Raw genomic sequence first — 21,672 nt, forward strand, 5'->3', positions numbered from 1 at the left:
TTTAATTTGATCATTATGCATCTTTAAATAAGGTTAATGCCAAAATCAGCGCATCTTCACGCCCTTGTTTTGCGGGGTAATAATCTTTACGCACGGTAACTTGATGAAACCCTAATTTATCGTAAAGATGTAATGCAGGTGCATTGGATTCACGTACTTCAAGCCACAATGTTAAAACATTTTTACTGGCGAGATCTTCAATTAAATGTTCCATTAACAGGCGGCCATAACCCTTTCCTTGATAATCAGGGTGTATTGCGATATTAAATAACGTTGCTTCATCAAGAATACATTGTGTTATGGCAAAACCAACCAACTGATTATCAACAGAAATTTTAATGTTATGGTACTTTTCCCCTTGATTCCCATAGAAAACACGCTCAGTCCAAGGAAAATCATGGCTTAACTTCTCAATTAAAAACGCGCTGGCAAGATCAGACTGCTTTAGTGCTGAAATTTTCGTCATATTGATAAATCTGCTTCCATAGTGCCTGTTTAGCGCTATTGCTGGTCGCCAGCTCATCTAACACAGGAGAAATAAAGGTCATTTTTACGCTTTCAAGATGAGGTTGATTACCTAAGGCCCAACAATTTATCGTAATAGGGGTTGGGATCATCGCCAGTTGCTCTGAATTTATACACACAACATCTGTAGGATAAACGTTCATTGCTAGAAAAACATCTTTCAGCAGACGGTGGTTTAAATCGAGGCCCTCATCAGTAATAATAATAAGCTTAGTCGAATCTGGAATTCTTACACCACGTTCACCGCGTAATACAGCAGGGTTTCTCACTACCCATTGAGTGATACCCATTTGATTTAAAAGCCTGTCACGTCGTGCCATTAATTTCTTTCCAGTCGCTAGTTAACAACATTATCTTATCAAAGGGGATTAATAGCGCCAACAGAGCAATGCTATTTCCCCATTTTCTGATAGAGTGTGCGCAAAATAATTGGGTTTGCATACCTATTGCAAGTAATTTGTTGCTGCTGGATATGTTAAAACGCTGCAACCTGAAGTATCAAAAGTATGACAAGTAAGGAGATTTTAAATTATGTCACTACTCACCCCTGCTAGTGAAGTTATCCAGCGCCACCTTGAGCACTTTACAGAACGCCATGTAATAATAGCGGGTGACATTCAAGATGAACTCGCAGCAACCTTAGAAGCGGCTAGCGTTCGTGTGATCACTAACCAATATCATCGCTGGAAAAGCCTTAATGGCTTAATGGGCGAAAATGTCCAATTTGCCGCAATCGCTGATGCTAATTTTGTTCGCCCTTGCAATACGTTGATCTACTTTTGGCCAAAAAACAAACAAGAAGCCTGCTTTCAGCTCGACGATCTGTGCACTCACCTCGCTGTAGGCAGCCAAATTTTTGTTGTTGGCGAAAACCGCAGTGGTGTAAAAAGTGCAGAATCCATCATGGAAGGCATCGCGACACTGCAAAAAATTGACTCAGCTAGACGTTGCGGCCTGTATTACGGCGAATTAGAACAGCCAACCCAGTTCGATATTGCGCGTTGGTGGCGTCGTTATGAAGCCGAGAATGTCCAGATCCATGCCCTACCTGGTGTATTTAGCCATAATGAATTAGACATTGGTAGTGACTTGCTACTTTCCACCCTGACTGAACCAGTAACAGGTAATGTCCTTGATATTGCTTGTGGTAATGGCGTATTAGCGGCAGTGATTGGAAAAAACAACCCTGAAGTGACATTAACACTCAGCGATGTTAGTGCCTCTGCCTTGATGTCCTCTACTGCAACCTTACAAGCGAATCAGTTAACAGGTAAAGTCGTTGCAAGCGATGTCTATTCTGACATTAATGACCAATTTGATTGGATCATTTCTAACCCGCCGTTCCATGATGGCCTCAACACTAGCTACAATGCGGTAGAAAATATGATTTATCAGGCACCAAAATACCTGAAAAGAGGTGGTAAATTCCGTATTGTAGCGAATGCATTCTTACCTTACCCAGATATGCTTGATAAGGCCTTTGGCAGCCATGAGTTATTAGCAAAAACAGGTAAATTTAAAGTTTACCAAGCAACCAAACGTTAAGCCGTCAATCAACAATATTAACGACCGCAGACAAACAAAATAAGTTTGTCTGCACTCTGTGCCCAGCGAATACTGGCTTTTTTTACATCAAATAATCTGTGAATAATGAAAAAATTATTGACGTGCAGTTAAATTAGCCTAAAATCCGCAGCGTGCTATCGACATAATATAAAGTCTGATATTGCGAGGGTGGCGGAATTGGTAGACGCGCTAGCTTCAGGTGTTAGTGTCCTTACGGACGTGGGGGTTCAAGTCCCCCCTTTCGCACCATGCAGACCTAATTTTGAGTATTCTATTTAAATGATAGCGCTTCAAAGAAGTTAACAGTAATTGCGAGGGTGGCGGAATTGGTAGACGCGCTAGCTTCAGGTGTTAGTGCCCTTCGGGCGTGGGGGTTCAAGTCCCCCCTTTCGCACCACTGTTAACCCGCACCACTTTGCCTTCTAATCCATTTATGCATTATGTTGTAGTGCTAATGCAACCAAACTACACAGAAGAGCAATAACAGCAGGCACAATCAGCAAACGCCGAGAGCCACGATTAAATAACATAGCGACTGTCATCAGCATGGTAATAATAGTAACAATTTTTAGGCTATTCATTCCCATATTGCTGAGTAGATAAATCACGCTCAATAAAATAACGGCGAAAACACCCCATAATCCAGCAGCAGAGCGGCGCAGATAAGTGCTTTTGGTTACGCTATTTGGCATCGCTACCTCAACAATTTAAATGATAATGATTATCAATCATATCCTGTTTTTAGCAAAACACAATATTTTTTGTTAAAAGCACGATCCCCTTTGTCATCAAAATGGATAAATAAAATGAATATCCTCTGGCTCTAAAGCAAACAATTCAGGATCTGGCTTATCAATCAATTTACATCCCATATATTGGTAGAAATGTACTGTATTCTCAGATGGCGTTGCCGAAATATAGAGCCCTTTCGCACCTTTCTCTTTCGCAAGCTGACAACACTGTTTAAATAACATTCCACCTAATCCTTCGCCACGATAGTGGTGACTAACGTGCAAAAAGGATAATTGCAACAGGTTATCACTTTCACCACGCCAAATATTATCGAGGCTGGCAGCTGCAATTAACGTATCTTTATCAAATACACCAATAAATACCGCGCCATTATCATAGCTTTCAAGTAAATGTGGGGTATAAGCTTCAGGCTCCCCTTCAGGCCAGCCTTTCATGTCAAAGCGCTGTGCTGATAGTGCTAATTGCCCTTGCTGATATACATATAAATGTTCGATTAATTCCGCTCTATCAATAGACCAAACGGATGGAACTTCATCCCTTTGTAACTCACGTATTCTTCTCATTTTCCAAACTCATTTGCTCTTTACGACTTTCTGCAACGCCTTCTAAAGCATGATAAGCGACAGCACAGAATAATGAATTGAGCCGCTTCATATCCCCTAATAAACTGACATGTAAGTTACTGGTATCTAAGCTTTGCATATTTTGCTCATGTAACCTTTCTACGTGAGCATAAGCAAAACGTTGATTAATTAAGCGAAAGCGGTGCTTCGCACGGCGTAAACGTTTTGCATTATCGATATCAGCCGAAACAAACACTGACATCCCTAAATTTAAATTAGCCTGTAACCGCTCTAGCAATGAAAGTAGCTCTTTAAATCCTTCATTCGAAAACGAACGGCGGTTATCAATCGATTTTTTTACCAATTCAGAAGTCATTCGATGGATAATCGCAGAAGATTGCTGCAAGTTAAAAGCCGTATCAATAATTTCAGCCCAACGCCTAGAGTCTTCTTCACTTAATTCACTTTGCTGTAACTGAGCCAGATAAAGCTTAATACTGCTATGCAGCATATCCACTTCTTCTTCTAAGCGGTTAATTTCTCTCTTCTGCTCTTTATTACCATTAAGCACATCGCCAAAACGTTGTAACATGAGCTCAAGCACATCCCCCATTCGTAGGGTTTCTCGCACCGCATTAGCAATTGCTAATGATGGGGTTTCTAAGGCACTTTTGTCTAAATAACGAGGCGCTATTTGCTGCTCCGCAGAAAGCGAAATAGGGATTAATCGATTACATAATTTTGCCATTGGTCCGACAAAAGGTAACATCACTAAACAACGGATTAGGTTATAAAAAACATGGAAATAGATCACCACTTCCGCTGCATTAAAGCCATACTCACCAATCCATTGTGCAATCGGTTTTACCCATGGCAGTACCACTGCACAACCAATCAGTTTAAACAGCAAGCTTCCTAGTACTACTTGGCGAGAAATTTCATTTTGCCCGCGGCTGCTCATCATAGCGAGCAAACCACTACCAATGTTAGAACCAATAACAATACTTAAACTAATATAAAGTGGTACTAATCCCGTCGCACTTAGCGTCGCAGTCAACAACACTGCTGCTAAACTTGAGTAGCTCACCATGGCAAACAAAGCACCTACCAATAGCGCCAATACCACATCACCACTCAATGAAGTAAAAATAGCTTTAACGGCATCTGCATGAGTGATCGGCTCTGCCGATGCAACGATCAGCTGTAAAGCCAATAAGATCAAACCAAGACCAATCCCTACACGGCCAATTTGTCCTGTTCGATTCTTTTTCTGACTTAAAAATGTCGCTACCCCAATCAAAATTAACAATGGAGATAACCACGACAAATCAAACGTCAAAATTCGTGCCATTAGTGCAGTACCAACATCGGCACCAAGCATAATAACCATGGCAGGAGTTAATGAAATCAGCCCTTGAGAGACAAAGGAAATAACCAGTAATGCCGTTGCATTACTGCTTTGTACCAGTGCAGTGACACCGACGCCGGAAAGAAATGCGCTTGATTTACGACTGACGCTTTTTCCTAGAATACGTCTTAGGTCTGCACCAAAAACGCGCATGATACCAGTACGGACAATGTGTGTTCCCCAAACCAGCAATGCGACCGATGATAAAAGATGTAAAAGGGACAACATTGGAATTTTAATCCTATAGGCTTTATTTTTATTTAAAACAATTAGTTATATAAAGTTAGTTTTTTTCATGACAGACTAAAAGTAGTCATATTCGATTCAATAGATAGAATCGTTAAGTATTTAAGTATGAGGAAATTAATGTAAAAACACTTCATTATACATTATTTCTTTTATTTTTCAAAAAGTTAAAATAAAAGTCTATTGAGAATGATCATCTGATTAATTGTAAGTCAACGCAAACAAATAAAACCTCAACACCTGATAATTTTTATACATGAATAGACTAATTAACGCAAAATTCATAATAAGATTTAGCATTAATATGAAAGGGGGGATAATTGGCAGGAGAAATAAAAAATCCTCCACAACGTCCTGTCGCAGAGGATTTAACTTACAGGGTTGGTTTATTGTTTCAGTCCCATGGCATCACGCATGGTAAAGAACAAATCGGTTTGGTCAGTCAGGCCCATAACGTTAGCTGCATGTGGTCCATAAGCTGCTACGCGTAATTGTGCGCCTGTATGCTCTTGTGAATCATCTTCTTCGGAGTTGCCGTAGTTAATTACCATCACAGAGCCATCTTTAGTGATCAGAGCTTGGGTTAAACCTGTTGATTTAGTCCCTTCTGGAATGATTTGGCTAGAATGCGCATGGTCAGCAGTCACGATCACTAAAGTATCACCATGTTTTTTCGCAAAATCTAAACCTACTTGTACCGCTTCATCCAATGCAACGGTTTCACCAATTTGACCACATGGATTCGCTTTATGATCTTGTTTATCAATAGAAGCGCTTTCAACTTGTAAGAAGAAACCATTTGGGTTGGTTTGTAATAAATCAATCGCTTTCTCTGTCATTTGAGCCAATGTTGGTGCGTTAGGATCTAACTTAGCATTCGGCTTGCACTCAAGCGGAGGATTATTAATATTGCCATAATGTGTTGCTTTAGGCCCTTCCCAAGCCACTGCCATATTACCGTCATGGAATAAACCTAACACCGGCTTATCTTGATTAGCGACAGTAATAGCGTCTAATGATTTCGCATCACGTACAATATTAAAACCACGTTCTTTTGCTTGCTCTTCGAGGGTTTTACCTTTGTAATCCCCCGCCTTCGCAACTTGCTTAAAGCTCTTCGCGCCACCACCTAACGTTACATCAGCGCGAGTCACCAGTAGCTGTTCAGAGATTGAACCACGCCCACCATTTTCTAATGCATTAGTTGCGCATTTTTCTGAGGTCTCTTCAGGACCATAACATTTACGTGCCGTCACATGAGAAAATTGAGCTGCTGGCGTCGCATCTTGAATTTCTGACGTTGTGACGTTTCCTGTTGCTTTACCATTTCGTTTAGCTAACTCAATTAAGGTATCGTGATCTTTATCGAAGACATCAACACCAAGCGCACCATTATAGGTTTTTACACCAGATGACCAAGCAGTTGCAGATGCAGCAGAATCCGTCACATAGTCAGGTTTTTTGGTTTTTTTGTTTAATGCGTAATGGGTATACTGGCCCGTAATCGGTAATGCATCAATGCCCTTAAAGAAACCACCCGCACCTTCAGCATAGTTACGTGCAACAGTAATTTCAGAATCACCCATTCCATCACCAATAAACAGGATCACGTTCTTGGCTTGCCCATTATGCAGAGCCGCTTTCATGATATCAGTTTGTTCTTGTGCTAAACGACGAGCGCCACCAAATTGGGTAATATCACCTTGCGCAGCGCGATTTTCTGAAACAGCATCGTTTGGTGTTGCAGCATTTGCTGGGAGAGTGCCGCCTAAAAGCATTGTACTTACTGCAACTGCTAGAATCGATTTCATGCAATGACCTGTCATAATCATTTCCTTGCCAATAAAAGAAGTTTAAATATTAAGTCGCTTCGAATAATGATTGGCATGCTAAGCTAGCCAGATGACAGTTGGATGACGGATTTATGTCGAAAAAAAGATGATTGTCATTAATGTGAAAAAGGCAGTTATTGGTTAACTGCCTTATAGCCGATTAACGGTAATGTTTTCACATCATTTTCTATTGAAAATTTATTTAATGGAAAATATTACTATCAAATTGATATTTCAAACTCAATGTTTAACAAAATGTTTTTCCATAAATTGGTGAATCAACTGCAACGCACTCAATAAACGATGCCTTTGTTCCGAAGTTAACCGTAAATAACGCCTTGTGGCTGGAATTCTGCTGACCATTTCAGAAGCCGTAAACGGTTCTATCTCACAACGCCACATGCCATTTTTAACCTCCAAATGGCAATAATTAAAATCTAGCTCTTCGAGTGTACTAGCGATAATCGGGTATTGCTTCAGTAAGCTCACTAGCGATTGCCCTTTTTCATCCTTCGACACAAAATGAACATGCTTTTTACGTAAGCTTCCACCTGTTTTCACCGTAATCTGCGCATCGATGGTTTGACTACAGCGCCCTATCACAGAGAATCGGCTAAACACAATAAATGCCATAAATAGCGTTTTAACCCGCTCTGTAACACAAATCGTTAACTCATCTTGTGGGTGGATAAGGAGCTCCCCCGGAGCTCCCCATTCACACTGATAGGGTAAGATATCACGTTCGACCTTATTCAGCGTTAGGCCTTGCTGATAGCCTGTTGGCAAACGCTTCTTTATCAAACGCTGCCAAAAAGTATACTTAGGCGAGGTTGCGTAATGGCTCAATTTTCACCCCCTTCAGCTCTTCCTCAGTAAATGTGCTTGATAACACTTGCTCAACAGGAACAGGTTTAAACGGATTAACCTTTTGCACAAATACCGTCCAAATTAATGCATAACTTGCTGTCAGCCCTAACATAATGATAAATGGAATATAAACATCAGATTTATTCATTCCAGGAGGGGTAATGTAGACAATAGCTAAAATGATCCCAACACTCGAAATAATTTGTGGAATGGGGAAAAATGGTGAGCGATAAGCACGGTGCAAATCAGGGCGACGTATACGCAATAAAATGACTGAAATGGTAACCAGTAAATAAGCCGTTCCCCAAGAACATACCGCAGCTAACACTAATGGCATAATGCGGTCTAAATCACCTTGAATAGCGAATGTATGTAAACAAGGGATCATTACCGCAACTAAGATACCAAAGACTGGCGTTTTAAAGCGAGGATGCAAGTAAGCAAAAATACGTGGTAATGCACCATCCAATGCCATGCCATAAAGTATCCTTGGTACCGCAGCCATTAATGTATTAATAGTCGCGCCACCAGCAAGTAACAGCGCAATCCCAATCCAATACTTACCAATATCACCAAAAACTTGACTCGCAAAAGCAGGGATAGCCATTGGCGTTTCTAACAAACTAACATTATTAGTAGGATCAACAATGACGTTTTCGACTTGATTCGTCATTGCCGCCCCAAATAAGAACATACAGAATGCCACGCCACATAACCCTGTCGCCATCGCACGTGGAATAACTTTTGCTGAGTTTTTAATTTCAGGTGCCATTGGTGTCACCAACTCACAGCCTACAAACATAAACATTGCCATGCCGACAAAGCTTAAAACAAGAGTTGGATCTGAAATATTCAAACCATGACCAAACCATCCATCAACAGAAGTATGGAAAGGGATCAGTAACCCACCGATACTGAAGATAACCAAGGTGCTCCACATTGCAAAAGTCAGCACTACTTCAACTTTACTGAAAGCTTCAATACCTAGTGCGTTCAATAATCCGAATGTGACCACCAGGCCTACCCCAACCATCCAGGAGGTATTACTCGTTTCCATCACGGTATTTAAGCTTTCAAAGTTCACTAATGCCATGATACCGGACAAAATCGTTTCTGCCGTTCCAGCAAACACATGCACGATCAGATATGCTGACAGCGCACCTGTTATCGCCCAAAAACGCCCCATACCACATGAAATATAATCATAAACAGAGCCTGATGTCGGTAAAATAGCCGCCGCTTCGGAAAACGTCGTCAATTGAGCTTGCATCATGATAAAGCTCAACAATACGGCCAAAGCGAACGTATCACCACCAATTCCAAAACCGCTGGTCACCGTCAAGATGACAGGGCTTGCCATAATCACGCCCACAGAGCTTGCAAGAGTTGTTGGAAAACCAACTTTCCCCTTCTCAATATGTGACGTTAATTTTGAGGACATATTCATTTTGCTTCCCTCTCTTCCTAGAACACAGTCGTGATTGTGAATTTTTTGTAAAAATAGAGTGACTGCATTGTCACTATAGAAATAAGCATAAACATGCCGCCATCGTCCTAAAGAACGATACCCATCGGGAGAGGTTAAACAGAAAGGGGTAGCGAAAAGTACCGAATCAATTCACTAAAAAAAAGATAAAGCATGAAATATCAACATATAACAAGCCATCAATTCATTAATATATTAATAAATTTTCAGCGAAATATACAGGTAGGCGTATTTAGCCAATTGGCTTATCACTCATGAAGTTTAAATATTGTAACCAAGCTCACGTTATTAACATGTTTATTTTATGTTAATTGAAATTAATTGCATGATAATAATAAGGCTCACTATGGAAGGGAATATGATGAAGACACCACCTTTGTGCTACCACCAGCGAACGTTAATAAACTGTTGCTTGAACACAATAGCCCATATTATCCCTGTTTCAGCATCCGTTTATTACTTAGTTGATGATTTTTGGCAACCTGATAACCATGTTTTATATGGGATCAGCTCCAGTATGCATCAAGATTATTTACAACACTTCTATCAATTAGATCCTCTGCACCCCGATAAATTTAAAGGCGATGATTTACGCTTAGTCAGAATGGCTCCTGATATGAAGCAGCAGAGCCAAGAGTTCTACAATGATTTTATGCGCCCAAATAATATTACCGATATGGCAGAAATTTTTATTCGCCGTAAAAATAAAATTATTGCTGGTATATCCGTACTACGCGATAGACCTTTTCAACAACAAGAAGTAATGCGGTTAAATGCGATTTTACCCATCGCAGAGTTAATGACCTTTGACATACTACCTGATTCATTGGTCTCCTATACGCCTAAAGAACAAGAAATCATTCATTTGGTACGCGAAGGGGCAAGTAATAAACGTATTGCTCTACTACTGGGCGTGTCACTGTCTACCGTAAAGACCCACTTACGTAACATATTCACCAAAGCTAACGTGAGTAACCGAACCGAGCTTGTTTCATCCGGTTTTATTATTCGCCAAGAAAAAATGATGTGAGTGTTCAACCACTCACATCATTGAAAAAGCTACAACCCACCACCCGCATCAATGATTGCCCCCGTCACGTAAGACGAAGCATCACTGAGCAACCAGGTGATCACATCAGCCATTTCCTCGGGCTTGCCCCCTCGTTTCATCGGTACAACATGTGCAACACGATCAACGCGATCAGGCTCACCACCATCTGCATGAATTTCGGTGTAAATCACCCCAGGACGAACAGCATTAACACGAATGCCTAATTCAGCCAGTTCAATCGAAAGGCCTATGGTGATCGTATCTACTGCGCCTTTAGAAGCCGCATAGTCAACATACTCCCCAGCGGATCCTGTACGTGAAGCAATAGAAGACACATTAACAATCGCCTTCCCTTGGAAACTATCAAAGTGGCGCGCACTTTTAATAAATTCACGGCTACAAATTAGAAGCCCTGTCACATTTGTGGCTAATACTTGATTAATGCGCTCAGCAGTCAGGTTTTCAGTTGTACTTTGCTGAAATAAGATCCCAGCATTATTCACTAAGTAATGTAGATCACCATACCGCTCACGAATGGTAGTAAACATCTGGGTGATTTCGCTTTCATTCGCAATATTCGCTTGAACAGCAACCGCCTTTCCACCAGATGCGATAATATGATTAACCACCTCATCGGCTGCAGCTTGATTATTTTTATAGTTAATAAAAACCTGCATACCTAAGCCCGCAAGCTGTATTGCTGTCGCCCTGCCAATCCCTCTGCTTCCACCTGTAATTAATACATTTTTCATTAAAAACTCCTAATAAGCGATGAGCTTCCCACAGTAGGCAATTGTTTATTGTTATTCAATTGTTAATTTTTATTTTCAGATTAAGTTTGAATAAAAAAGCCCAGCATTCGCTGGGCACAGACCGCAGACAAACGTATTTTGTTTGTCTGCGGTCGTTAAGGTTTTTGAAATAAACCAGGAAAATCAATTTATTGATTTTCGGCTGATAACACGGAGCGGGAAAAACCACGCTTTTATCCCGCTTCGTCAACAACCCAGCCCAGCATTCGCTGGGCAACCACTATAAAATCAACGTGTTATAATTAATAACGTATCATGACTGATTTCAATTCTGTATAATGCTCAATAAACGCACTACCAAACTCACGTCCGATCCCAGACGACTTAATGCCGCCAAATGGCACCGCTGGGTCAAGGAACGTATGCATATTCACCCATACCGTACCCGCTTCGATACGGGAAATCATACGCATGGCTTTACTTAAATCATTAGTCCAAAGGCTTGCAGCAAGACCAAAAGGCGTGCTGTTCATTTGTTTGATCAGCTCCTCTTCATCATCGTAACTTAAGAAAGTTCCGATAGGCCCAAATGTCTCCTCTGTCATTAATGCATCATTTGGGCTATTCGCACGAATAATAGTTGGAGGAACAAAGTAACCAGCACCCGCGATAGGCTGCCCACCATAGATAATTTCATTACCTTCTTTGCGTGCCTTATCAAATAGCCCTAAAATTTTGTCATAATGCGCTTTATTCGCTAGAGGCCCCATTTCAGTGGTTTCATCTAATGGAGAACCGATTTTAAATGTGGAAAGGCGCTGTTTTAACTGAACTAAAACTTCATCAATCAGTGATGATGGAATGTAAAAACGCTCTGCCGCTGCACAGATTTGCCCTTGGTTTAAATAACCGGCTTCAATAATACCATCAACGATTTTCTCAACAGGAAGATCAGCCAAGAAAGCAGCGCCATTTTTTCCGCCTAATTCAAGCGTAACACGAGTTAGTTTTCCATCCATTGCCGCACGACCTACAGCAAGGCCAGTTGGCACAGAGCCCGTAAAAGTCACTTTAGAACAAAGAGGATGACTAATTAAGGCAGGACCAACTTCACGACCACCACCATTAACAATATTGATAACCCCATCTGGGATCCCAGCTTCTTTAGCTAGCTCTACAACCCTTAACATAGTCAACGGCGTAAATTCACTTGGTTTGAGAACAATCGTACAGCCACAAGTGAGTGCCGCAGCCAGTTTCCAAATGGAAATCATGATCGAGAAATTCCATGGAATAATTCCTGCAACCACACCGACAGGCTCACGCTGAGTAAAGGCTGAATACTGCTCCCCTTTAAAGGAAGGCAGTGAAACATTCAACGTTTCACCGCTGATTTTTGTTGCCCAACCAGCAAAATAGCGTAAGAACTGCGCAGCAGAACCGACTTCAAGAAAGCGTGATAACTGGATGGTTTTCCCTGAACATAAGGTTTCTAACTGCGCAAGCTCTTCGAGGTGCTTCTCAAGCAAATCCGCTAAACGATTAAGGCAATTTCCCCTTTCCATTGGCGTGGTTTTCGCCCATGCACCGTGAAAAGCGCTATAAGCGGATTCCATCGCGGCATCGACTTCAGCTTTAGTGCCTTCTTTTACTTTAGCAATAACTTGTTCAGTGGCAGGGTTAACGACTTCAAAACAAGCCTCTCCCTCACCGGAAACAGGCTGACCGTTAATAAAATGTGCATGCTGGCGCTGTAAAAACGCACTCACTTCCGGCAATAAGGCTAATTGACTCATCGTTATCACTCCACTTTTAAAAGTTAATTATGCGTTTACACAAGCAAGATAATGCTTCACAAAACGCTCAGCGGTGATCTCCCACAGGACTTCAGTGCCTTTAGCGGCAAACCAAGTGTCACCTTTATGATATTCAACCGTTTGGCCTGTTTTCACATCCGTTAGCTTCACTGAACCTTCATGAACAGTCGCCATTTCATCGAATGGGTAAACCATTTTAAATTTACCTTTAGTACAAGCAAAAATACCGCATGTTAGGTTATCCGTTGGCTCACCGTGGATCATCGCAACACTCGCTTGCGGATCACCTTCAACAACCACAGACCCTAAATTAGTAACGCTGCCAATATTTAGCAACTCAGGAAGCGGTTTGTTTAACAGTAATGGACTAATCATGATTTTACCCTTCTATATATTATACAAGATGATACAAAAACTGTTGAGCTAGCGGCGCCCTTGCCAATAACCCGATGTTTGATGCCAAATCTTAGCCAGAGACACAATGACATTACGCATGCTATCTTTACCGGCAATATTGGCATGAGGAATTGAACTCATTAAGTCATAACGGTGTGAGCCTTCTGCCATTCCCTCAGCCAATACCTTGCACACGATGTGACTCGGCGTTACACCGAAACCTGAATAACCTTGTACAAAGAAGACATTATTATGGCCTGGTAATGAACCAATTTGAGGGAACAAGTTAGCGCTACACGCCATTGGCCCTCCCCACGCTAATTCAATTTTCACATCCTTCAAATAAGGGAAAATTTTCAGCATTAAGTTACGATTCCATGCCTTTAAGTCAGATGGAATATATTCAAGAAAATGGGTTGAGCTACCGAATAATAAACGGTTTTCGTTGGTCACACGGTAATAGTCAATAACAGGACGGATATCGCTGTATGCACCACGGATCGGACTGATACGTTCAATCATCTCGTCTGATAACTCTTCCGTCATCAACTGATATGCATAGGTATTAATGGTTTTTGGATAAATAGTTGGCTCTAAGCCATTTAAAAATGAGTCACATGCCCAGAGCATTTTTTTGGCGCGAACAGAGCCCATAGCCGTGCGTACCGTAACGGTATCACCATATTCCACATTAAGAACTTGGCTATTTTCAAAAATTTTAACACCATAATCTGTGATAGCTTTCGCTTCACCTAATAGCAAGTTCAGAGAGTGAACATGCCCACCGCCCATATGTTTAATGCCACAAGTATAGGCATCTGAACCTATAATCTGTTTCAGATCGGAGCCTGTATAAAACTCAATTTCTTCATTAGGTGAAACCGATTTAAAATCTGCTAACCAGCTGCGTAGGGTTTTTTCTTGACGTTTATTACTGCCTAAATAGGCATAGCCATGGCAAAAATCAGCATCAATATTATATTTCGCAATACGCTCACGAATAATACCAGCGCCCATATTACTGATTTTAAATATTGTCTCTAACCCTTCAGAGCCAACATGCTTTTTAATGACATCAAGATCATGGCCGATCCCTGCCATCACTTGCCCACCATTACGACCTGAACCACCGTAACCAATATGACGGCCTTCGATTATCGCGATATTGGTGATCCCTTTTTCACACAGCTCAAGAGCCGTATTCACACCAGAAAAACCACCACCGATGATCACGACGTCAACATCAAGATCTTCTTTCAGTGTAGGGAAACGAAGATCATACTTCTTCGTCGCTGCGTAATAGGTTAACGATTCAACTTGGTTATTCATATTGGATACCCTGTTAGTATCTTGTCATAACCTCGATTATCTTAACCCACCATTAACATTTACATAGCCCTTTAGGGATATTTGAAACATTGATTTAACATTTGTGATGTAAGTAGAATATTTCGATATAAACAATATATAAAAAAAACAGGAATAAATTCATACTTATTAATTAGCTAATGAATTTTTTAATGTTAATAATACGGATAAAAGTCCATTTTTTAACATAAATGATTACGGTTTGAAGTGTGGCGAGCTTGACCCATTAATAGGTTAAATAATTCACCTTGAGAATTGATATCCAATTTTTGATAAATATTTTTTCGATGGTTTTTTACTGTGCCTAGGCTGATAAACAATGATTGGGCAATTTGCGGTGAGCCCTTGCCCTCAAGGATCAGTTCCACGATTTCACATTCCCTAGGCGTCAGCCCAAATCGCGTCTGCATATCCGCCAAACGATAATGACTAGATACTTCACTGGGGGAAATTTCTTTGTGCAGCTTCGCCATACTGCGAATAATTTCAAAAGCTTCTTTTAATGGAGCTTGAGTACTTTTCTCAGATAAAAATGGCTCATCTTCATTACCAAAAAAGATCCCTAACTGCCTATCATTGGTAATTTCTAGCAATAATGCAGCCTCATCACACCAACCGGTTTTGCGATAAAAATTGAGATAATAGTCAGTATGATAAAAGCCTTTTGGCGCAAGTTCTCTTAATGTTAACACCTGTGATCCGCTACCCTTTTGTAAGGCCTGATAGAACGGATCCATCAAATAAGCACCGCGCTGATAAATTCGATTCACACTATCACTATTACGTTTTTCAACTTTAGACAGGAAACGTGGGGGGGCATTTTTTTCAAAGGAGTAAACGATAGCATTATCAAATGCGATAAAAGATGATAGCCATGCTAACAAATTAGGATAAAACTGGTTAGTTGCAACAGAATCAATCACATCAGGTAGTTTATCCAGATAGTTTTCCATTCTGCCTCCAAAATTATTAATTTATTAACAAAACCAGTTTCGTTGTACCAGAAAATCACCTTCTAAATGCTTATAAAAACCACATTATCCCATGCAACTCAAATCAATTGTTATTAATATGTTAATTAAATCACACTATCGCCCAAAAGTATGAATAATTCATCATCACTCATGCTTGTATATATCAAGCTAAGAAAGGGGAGTTCATCGACAAATAAACTCCCTTAAACAACTTATTTAGCAGCGGCTTTTAGCTTAGAATAACGGCGGATCAGGCGCCATTTTAGTTTGATTGTGGTCGCATGAGACCAAACAATATCCCAATAGCCACTTTCAATAAATTTTCGTGACATGTCACGCTGGATCTCAGGTGACTTAATCGCCAATATCGCTTGAATGACACCAAGCCCTTCTTTACCCACCTGCCACAAACAAGCGGGTGCTTGCTTAACTTGTTCTGGGTAACGTTTGTAAATAGCCAATAACATATCGATAATTTTCAAATAAGTATTGATCTTACGAACTGAACGCTCGTCACCTTGCAATGAGTGAGAAACCGACTGGTTGTGGATCAAATAATCGTAATACTGCTCATTGATAAACTGTACTTTTTTCGCCACCAATAATAGCTCTGTTGTCCAAGGAATATCTTGATGATGCAGTTTTGGTTCAAATGAAAAGTTATATTGGCGGATCAGCTCCAAACGATAGAGGTTCAACCACGTTACATGCAAAAACTTGCGCGAACTTAAGCCAATTTCTAGCCACTGAGGGCCACTAATCACACCCGTTGAAGGTACTTTATTGGGCGGAAAAATAGCTTTTGGCGCATCACCATTGGTATAAATATAAGTTCCATTACAGGTTGCCACATCTAAGTCGCTTGCCAACGCAATTTCTAATAAGCGGCCATACATTTTAGGGCTGATTTCATCATCAATATCAGGGAAAGTAATATACTGCCCCGTTGCTTCCAACATACCCGTATTACGAGCAACTGAAACACCCTGATTTTCTTGTGTTAGCATTTTAAAGTTGCTGAATTTGTCTTGGTATTGACGAATAACGTCTTCGCTATTGTCTTTAGAGCCATCGTTCACCACGATGAGTTCCCAGTTACTTAAATTTTGTGCTAATAAGCTATCAAAAAAATGAGGAAGAAATTTTTCGCCATTGTAAACTGCAACAACAATACTCAAAACAGGATGGGATGACATGTATTAACCTTATAAAATCCTATATTAACCAGCCTATTCGACTAGCCACTTGATACTCACCATACTTCATGCAGCGACCTAGCCACACTTGGAATCATTGAGAGTATATTAAATGTTTTATTGAAATCACTATTCAAGCAACTTCATCTCAATACAAAATTAAACTATTAGAGAAAAAATGAACACTTTGGTTCCATTATTACAGTTCATTATTCATACTTAATGATATTCTAGATGGAATTTTTACTTAAATCAGACTTATTCCCTCTTTTACCGATGAGCTAATTATCGCAATATCAACCTAACAAACAATAAACGTACATTAACTCAAATAGTAAGGGATATTCTGTGGCTGGAACAAGCTTACTCGCTTTACTCGATGATATCGCTGCTGTGTTGGATGACATATCGGTCATGACTAAAATGGCAGCTAAAAAAACCTCCGGAGTACTTGGCGATGACTTAGCGCTAAATGCTCAGCAAGTCACCGGTGTTCGCGCAGAGCGAGAGATCCCAGTAGTGTGGGCCGTCGCAAAAGGTTCATTCATCAACAAGCTGATATTAGTACCGCTAGCCTTATTGATTAGCGCGTTTATTCCTTGGGCAGTGACACCATTACTAATGATTGGTGGCGCTTACCTTTGTTTTGAAGGCGCAGAAAAATTAATGCACAAATATCTTCATGTACCTCAGGAACACAGCGAAAAGAAAGAACAAGAAGCAATGATGTCCCAAGAAGAAATCACGGCTTTCGAAAAAAATAAAATCAAAGGAGCAATACGTACTGACTTTGTGCTATCCGCCGAAATCATTGCCATTACACTCGGCATTGTTTCCTCTACAACATTAATTAATCAGCTCGCTATTCTTTCTATCATTGCCATTGTGATGACAATCGGGGTTTATGGGATCGTCGCAGGGATCGTTAAAATTGATGATCTTGGTTTTTATTTACAGAAAAAAACCTCAACTTTCCTGAGTAAATTGGGGAAAAGCCTGATTTATGCAACACCTTATTTAATGAAAACCTTATCTATCGTTGGAACTGCCGCCATGTTTATGGTTGGAGGTGGTATACTAACTCACGGTATTACAATTATCTATCAATGGATAGAAGAACTCGCCTTAGCTGCATCACTAACCCCAAAGATTGGGCCGCTCATGCAGTTCATCATGCCTTCGATAGCTAATCTTATTTTTGGACTTCTTTTTGGTATTGTCCTTGTGGTATTGATAACTTTAATAAAACAAGCTAAGACTCGTTTAACAACATGAATATAAAAAACCCATGCTAACTCTAAAGTGGTATATTTAATTTCAAGAAAACGATTAACGATGTAACCATTAAAAAAACATTCATGCTTTAGATAATTTAAAGTGCCGTTAGGTGCATAGAAAACACTGTGATAAGTAGCAGGTGCTTGAAGGAACTAGATATGCCGACATTCCATCGTCGATTTTCTATCATTAATCAAATCATTGGGTTGATGCTACTTATTGCTATTCTTGGCATCATTGGCATGACGATTTCAAATCGCATCATCATTAGTGTGCAAGGCAATGCTCATGCTATTAATAAGTCCGGCTCCCTTCGTATGCAAAGCTATCGGTTGCTATCATTGGTGCCTTTAAATGATCACTCAGAAAAATATCTCTCAATACTCGAAAACGATTTATCTAGCCCCGAACTCACTCAAGTTGCTAAAGCAGAAGAACTCACCTCAAAGCTAGATGAACTACACGCTTTCTGGCAAAAAACCTTACGGCCCTCATTACAGAGCGCAAGCGCACCTAATGACGCACGTTATGAGGTCATCGCCTTTGTCAATAAACTTGATGAACTGGTTCATGATATAGATGACAAAACTGAACGGAAAATCGCTTATGTCGCCATGACACAGATGATTTTTATTGGCTTGGTTTTTTTATTATTAATGACAACCATTTGGCATCTCAGACGTAAAATTTACTACCCGTGGATGAAGCTACTCTCAATGGTTAATGCCATCGGCCAGAAAGATTTTAGTCAACGCTATCCAAATAATAATCAACAAGATGAACTAAATGCTCTTGGTTTAACTTTAAATCAAATGTCCGATGAACTGGCTCAAAGCTATCATCAACTAGAATCCAGAGTTGCCGAAAAAACATCTGATCTACGCAATAAAAATCAAGTACTTTCCTATCTTTATCAATCAAACCAAATACTGCATTCCACTGAACCACTAGATTCAAGGCTACAGAAAGTACTTAATAAGCTACAAAGTATTACCCAATTAAAGAGTGTCAATTTAAAGCTATATGAAGATAGCAATGAAGAGTATTTTCACGAAATTCATAGCACAACCGATGTTTGTGAGAAAGCAACTCGTTCATTATTATGGGAACTCTCTGATAATATTCACCGCTATGGTGTGATTATTGGTGAAATAGAACAAAATAAAGAATTACCTGAAGAGGAAAATAATCTAGCACTAATGTTAGCCAAACAGATATCAGGAATGCTTGCGATGGAGTATCAAATAGAGCAACAACAGCAACTCTTGATCATGGATGAACGTTCTGCTATTGCTAGAGAATTACATGACTCAATCGCCCAATCACTCTCTTGCCTTAAAATGCAAATCAGCTACTTGCAAATGCAACCTGAGCCACTACCTGACAAACATCAGCAACTACTTAGTGAAATGCGAGGGGAAATTAACACGGCATACAGCCAGCTCAGAGAACTGCTGACAACATTCAGGCTAAAACTCACAGAACCAGGGCTGCTACCTTCACTTGAAAGCACGCTTAATGAATTTAGTCAAAAAATGGGTTTTGAGATTTTATTACACTACCATCTCCCAGCTAAAAGTATTTCACCACACCAATCCATTCATATCATACAAATCATCAGAGAGGCTCTCAGTAATATACTAAAACATGCTCATGCAAATTGGGCACAAGTGACTCTTCAGCAAAATTCCGGCACCGTCACAATAATCATAGAAGATAATGGCGAAGGAATAGGAACTACACCTGACAAACAAAACCATTATGGTTTAATTATAATGAGAGAAAGAGCACTCAGTTTAAATGGCGAGTGCAATATTATTCCAAGAGAGCAAGGTGGAACAAAAGTAAAAGTCACATTCTCCTTGCCTATAACTTAATCGATAGCATCATTATTTATTTTTTAGAGCAGAGTAATTCATGGAAAATACAAATATAACAAATGAAAAATCAACGATTTTACTTATTGATGACCATCCAATGCTAAGAAATGGCGTTAAGCAACTTATTAGCCTTGAACCATCATTACTTGTTATTGGTGAAGCAGGTGATGGTGCTACAGGGATCAAGATCGCAGAAGAACAGGATCCAGATCTTATCCTTCTTGATCTGAATATGCCTGGCATGAATGGCTTTGCAACCTTAGATGAGTTAAGAAAACGTGAATTGTCTGGTCGCATCATCCTTTTCACTGTTTCAAATTATAGTGAAGACCTTGTCAGCGCACTCAAACGTGGTGCAGATGGCTACCTATTGAAAGATATGGAGCCTGAAGAGCTTATTATCGCACTTAAAGAAGCTGCAAGCGGTAAAATGGTTGTGAGTCCCGCTTTAACTTCAGTTCTCGCCGAATCACTCAGAGAAACTCGTCCACAAACAGAAAATAACATACTGTCCTTAACACCGAGGGAGTCTGATATTTTAGAACTCATATCCCAAGGGCTTTCGAACAAAATGATTGCTCGTAAGTTAGATATCGCAGAGAGTACGGTTAAAGTGCATGTGAAGCATTTATTAAAAAAATTAAACCTCAAATCACGAGTTGAAGCCGCAGTATGGGTGCTTCAGCAAAAATAGCAATTATTTAGCTCACAGCTATAATTTGTAATAGCTGTGAGTAATTACATTTCTCAACTATAGAGCTCAAATCTACAAGTAGCTAATGTAGAACTGTAATATGATCACTCTAATTAGATAAATAATGAAAGATTAGGCTCTATGGAACAAGATATCATTTTAGTTGATGAGTTTGATACACCTATAGGCGTCATGTCAAAGCTATTAGCGCACCAACTGGGTAAGCTACATCGCGCTTTTTCTGTATTTATTTTTAATGCCAAAGGTGAGTTGCTTATTCAGCAACGTGCTGCTCATAAATATCATTCTGCGGGGCAATGGGCAAACAGTTGTTGCAGTCATCCGGCACCAAATGAAGATACCATGGTTGCAGCTAAGCGTCGATTAATGGAAGAACTGGGCTTTACAACCAACCTTTTACCTGTTGGCCATCTTGTTTACCGTGCTCAAGTCAATGGTGGCTTGACTGAACATGAATACGATCATCTCTTTATCGGTAACTATGATGACATTGTTATACCTAACCCAGATGAAGTGTCTGCAACTCGTTGGATCCATCCCTCAGATTTACAAGAAGAGGTAAAAAATAATCCCAATCAATTTACCCCTTGGTTTAAGTTAATTATAAATCAATATCCTCTACTTAAATTTAATTAAAATTTTTCACTAATTATGTTCATTTCAAGAGTCATTATTTGGTAAATTTATAATAAACCATCTGATAAATATCTATCAACATCAATAAGTTCAACCTTCTCTCTAGTAGTAACTAAAAAAGTAAGGCGTCACAATTTGCACTAGAGATTACACTATTACTATAGTGAGCTTAGTTTAAATTATCGAGCACTATACATAGGTTATCATCGGAACTACTTAGCTGAATATATTGATATTAATAGTGAAGTAAAAAACAATCTCGCTCAAAAACGGTTTATTTAACCATTTAAACAAATTAATTTATAAAATATTCATTGTTAAAGCTATAAAGCTGACTTATCGGTGTCAGATAGATGAAATTTT

The 21,672-nt window shown here is 39.8% G+C and carries 20 protein-coding genes and 2 tRNA genes; 8 read left to right on the forward strand and 14 right to left on the reverse strand.

Going from position 1 to position 21,672, the window contains the following annotated elements:
• Positions 1-13 precede the first annotated feature (13 nt).
• The gene (rimI, locus tag AC3Z9T_RS14575) at positions 14-466 is read right to left on the reverse strand and encodes a ribosomal protein S18-alanine N-acetyltransferase (RefSeq protein WP_490126827.1); all 453 of its coding nucleotides are present in this window, start codon (positions 464-466) and stop codon (positions 14-16) included.
• Positions 435-845 carry a DNA polymerase III subunit psi gene (locus AC3Z9T_RS14580; protein ID WP_490126828.1) on the reverse strand — a complete coding sequence of 137 codons (411 nt, stop codon included), beginning with the start codon at positions 843-845 and terminating at the stop codon, positions 435-437. Before AC3Z9T_RS14580 ends, rimI begins: the two co-directional genes overlap by 32 nt.
• A gap of 211 nt (positions 846-1,056) precedes the next feature.
• On the opposite strand from AC3Z9T_RS14580, the gene rsmC reads away from it, so the two are divergent.
• From rsmC to AC3Z9T_RS14595, 3 genes are all read left to right on the forward strand, one after another.
• Positions 1,057-2,070: a 16S rRNA (guanine(1207)-N(2))-methyltransferase RsmC gene (gene rsmC, locus AC3Z9T_RS14585; RefSeq protein WP_490126829.1), complete on the forward strand. Its 1,014-nt coding sequence runs from the start codon at positions 1,057-1,059 to the stop codon at positions 2,068-2,070.
• Between the two features lie 183 nt (positions 2,071-2,253).
• A tRNA-Leu gene (locus AC3Z9T_RS14590) sits at positions 2,254-2,340 on the forward strand.
• A 62-nt stretch (positions 2,341-2,402) separates the two neighbouring features.
• A tRNA-Leu gene (locus AC3Z9T_RS14595) sits at positions 2,403-2,488 on the forward strand.
• 34 nt (positions 2,489-2,522) lie between these two features.
• Here AC3Z9T_RS14595 and AC3Z9T_RS14600 read toward each other — a convergent pair.
• The 6 genes from AC3Z9T_RS14600 to AC3Z9T_RS14625 form a co-directional block, all read right to left on the reverse strand.
• Positions 2,523-2,783, reverse strand: coding sequence for a DUF1435 family protein (locus AC3Z9T_RS14600; RefSeq protein ID WP_490126830.1), 261 nt, complete (start codon positions 2,781-2,783; stop codon positions 2,523-2,525).
• 96 nt (positions 2,784-2,879) lie between these two features.
• Positions 2,880-3,407 (reverse strand): GNAT family N-acetyltransferase, encoded by a 528-nt coding sequence (locus tag AC3Z9T_RS14605; protein ID WP_490126831.1) that lies wholly within the window; start codon positions 3,405-3,407, stop codon positions 2,880-2,882.
• The gene (locus AC3Z9T_RS14610; protein WP_490126832.1) at positions 3,391-5,043 is read right to left on the reverse strand and encodes a Na/Pi cotransporter family protein; all 1,653 of its coding nucleotides are present in this window, start codon (positions 5,041-5,043) and stop codon (positions 3,391-3,393) included. The genes AC3Z9T_RS14605 and AC3Z9T_RS14610 overlap by 17 nt, the downstream gene beginning before the upstream one ends.
• 404 nt (positions 5,044-5,447) lie before the next feature.
• Complete coding sequence (phoA, locus tag AC3Z9T_RS14615; protein WP_490126833.1) at positions 5,448-6,887, reverse strand: alkaline phosphatase; 1,440 nt, start codon at positions 6,885-6,887, stop codon at positions 5,448-5,450.
• 246 nt (positions 6,888-7,133) lie between these two features.
• Positions 7,134-7,739 carry a DUF3156 family protein gene (locus tag AC3Z9T_RS14620; RefSeq protein WP_490126834.1) on the reverse strand — a complete coding sequence of 202 codons (606 nt, stop codon included), beginning with the start codon at positions 7,737-7,739 and terminating at the stop codon, positions 7,134-7,136.
• The gene (locus AC3Z9T_RS14625) at positions 7,714-9,207 is read right to left on the reverse strand and encodes an APC family permease (RefSeq protein WP_490126835.1); all 1,494 of its coding nucleotides are present in this window, start codon (positions 9,205-9,207) and stop codon (positions 7,714-7,716) included. The genes AC3Z9T_RS14620 and AC3Z9T_RS14625 overlap by 26 nt, the downstream gene beginning before the upstream one ends.
• 397 nt (positions 9,208-9,604) lie before the next feature.
• On the opposite strand from AC3Z9T_RS14625, the gene AC3Z9T_RS14630 reads away from it, so the two are divergent.
• Positions 9,605-10,276, forward strand: a complete 672-nt coding sequence (locus tag AC3Z9T_RS14630; RefSeq protein ID WP_490126836.1) for a LuxR C-terminal-related transcriptional regulator — start codon at positions 9,605-9,607, stop codon at positions 10,274-10,276.
• A 29-nt stretch (positions 10,277-10,305) separates the two neighbouring features.
• Here AC3Z9T_RS14630 and AC3Z9T_RS14635 read toward each other — a convergent pair whose 3' ends face one another.
• The 6 genes from AC3Z9T_RS14635 to AC3Z9T_RS14660 form a co-directional block, all read right to left on the reverse strand.
• Positions 10,306-11,049 carry an SDR family oxidoreductase gene (locus AC3Z9T_RS14635; RefSeq protein ID WP_490126837.1) on the reverse strand — a complete coding sequence of 248 codons (744 nt, stop codon included), beginning with the start codon at positions 11,047-11,049 and terminating at the stop codon, positions 10,306-10,308.
• A gap of 302 nt (positions 11,050-11,351) precedes the next feature.
• The gene (locus AC3Z9T_RS14640) at positions 11,352-12,845 is read right to left on the reverse strand and encodes an aldehyde dehydrogenase family protein (RefSeq protein ID WP_490126838.1); all 1,494 of its coding nucleotides are present in this window, start codon (positions 12,843-12,845) and stop codon (positions 11,352-11,354) included.
• A gap of 27 nt (positions 12,846-12,872) precedes the next feature.
• On the reverse strand, positions 12,873-13,241 hold the full coding sequence (locus AC3Z9T_RS14645) for a cupin domain-containing protein (RefSeq protein WP_070927014.1): 369 nt from the start codon (positions 13,239-13,241) through the stop codon (positions 12,873-12,875).
• 48 nt (positions 13,242-13,289) lie between these two features.
• Positions 13,290-14,591, reverse strand: coding sequence for an NAD(P)/FAD-dependent oxidoreductase (locus tag AC3Z9T_RS14650; RefSeq protein WP_490126839.1), 1,302 nt, complete (start codon positions 14,589-14,591; stop codon positions 13,290-13,292).
• A 221-nt stretch (positions 14,592-14,812) separates the two neighbouring features.
• On the reverse strand, positions 14,813-15,583 hold the full coding sequence (locus tag AC3Z9T_RS14655) for a helix-turn-helix transcriptional regulator (protein WP_490126840.1): 771 nt from the start codon (positions 15,581-15,583) through the stop codon (positions 14,813-14,815).
• A 233-nt stretch (positions 15,584-15,816) separates the two neighbouring features.
• On the reverse strand, positions 15,817-16,800 hold the full coding sequence (locus AC3Z9T_RS14660; protein WP_490126841.1) for a glycosyltransferase: 984 nt from the start codon (positions 16,798-16,800) through the stop codon (positions 15,817-15,819).
• A 348-nt stretch (positions 16,801-17,148) separates the two neighbouring features.
• Here AC3Z9T_RS14660 and AC3Z9T_RS14665 point away from each other — a divergent pair, with 348 nt between their 5' ends.
• From AC3Z9T_RS14665 to idi, 4 genes are all read left to right on the forward strand, one after another.
• The gene (locus AC3Z9T_RS14665) at positions 17,149-18,075 is read left to right on the forward strand and encodes a DUF808 domain-containing protein (RefSeq protein ID WP_490126842.1); all 927 of its coding nucleotides are present in this window, start codon (positions 17,149-17,151) and stop codon (positions 18,073-18,075) included.
• A 161-nt stretch (positions 18,076-18,236) separates the two neighbouring features.
• On the forward strand, positions 18,237-19,955 hold the full coding sequence (gene narX / locus AC3Z9T_RS14670) for a nitrate/nitrite two-component system sensor histidine kinase NarX (protein ID WP_490126843.1): 1,719 nt from the start codon (positions 18,237-18,239) through the stop codon (positions 19,953-19,955).
• 40 nt (positions 19,956-19,995) lie between these two features.
• Positions 19,996-20,652, forward strand: a complete 657-nt coding sequence (gene narL / locus AC3Z9T_RS14675) for a two-component system response regulator NarL (RefSeq protein ID WP_490126844.1) — start codon at positions 19,996-19,998, stop codon at positions 20,650-20,652.
• Positions 20,653-20,793: 141 nt separating this feature from the next.
• A complete protein-coding gene (gene idi / locus AC3Z9T_RS14680; RefSeq protein WP_490126845.1) occupies positions 20,794-21,309 on the forward strand; it encodes an isopentenyl-diphosphate Delta-isomerase in 516 nt (171 codons plus the stop codon).
• The last annotated feature ends 363 nt before the right edge of the window (positions 21,310-21,672 follow it).

It is taken from the genome of Providencia sp. 6390 (assembly GCF_058148425.1).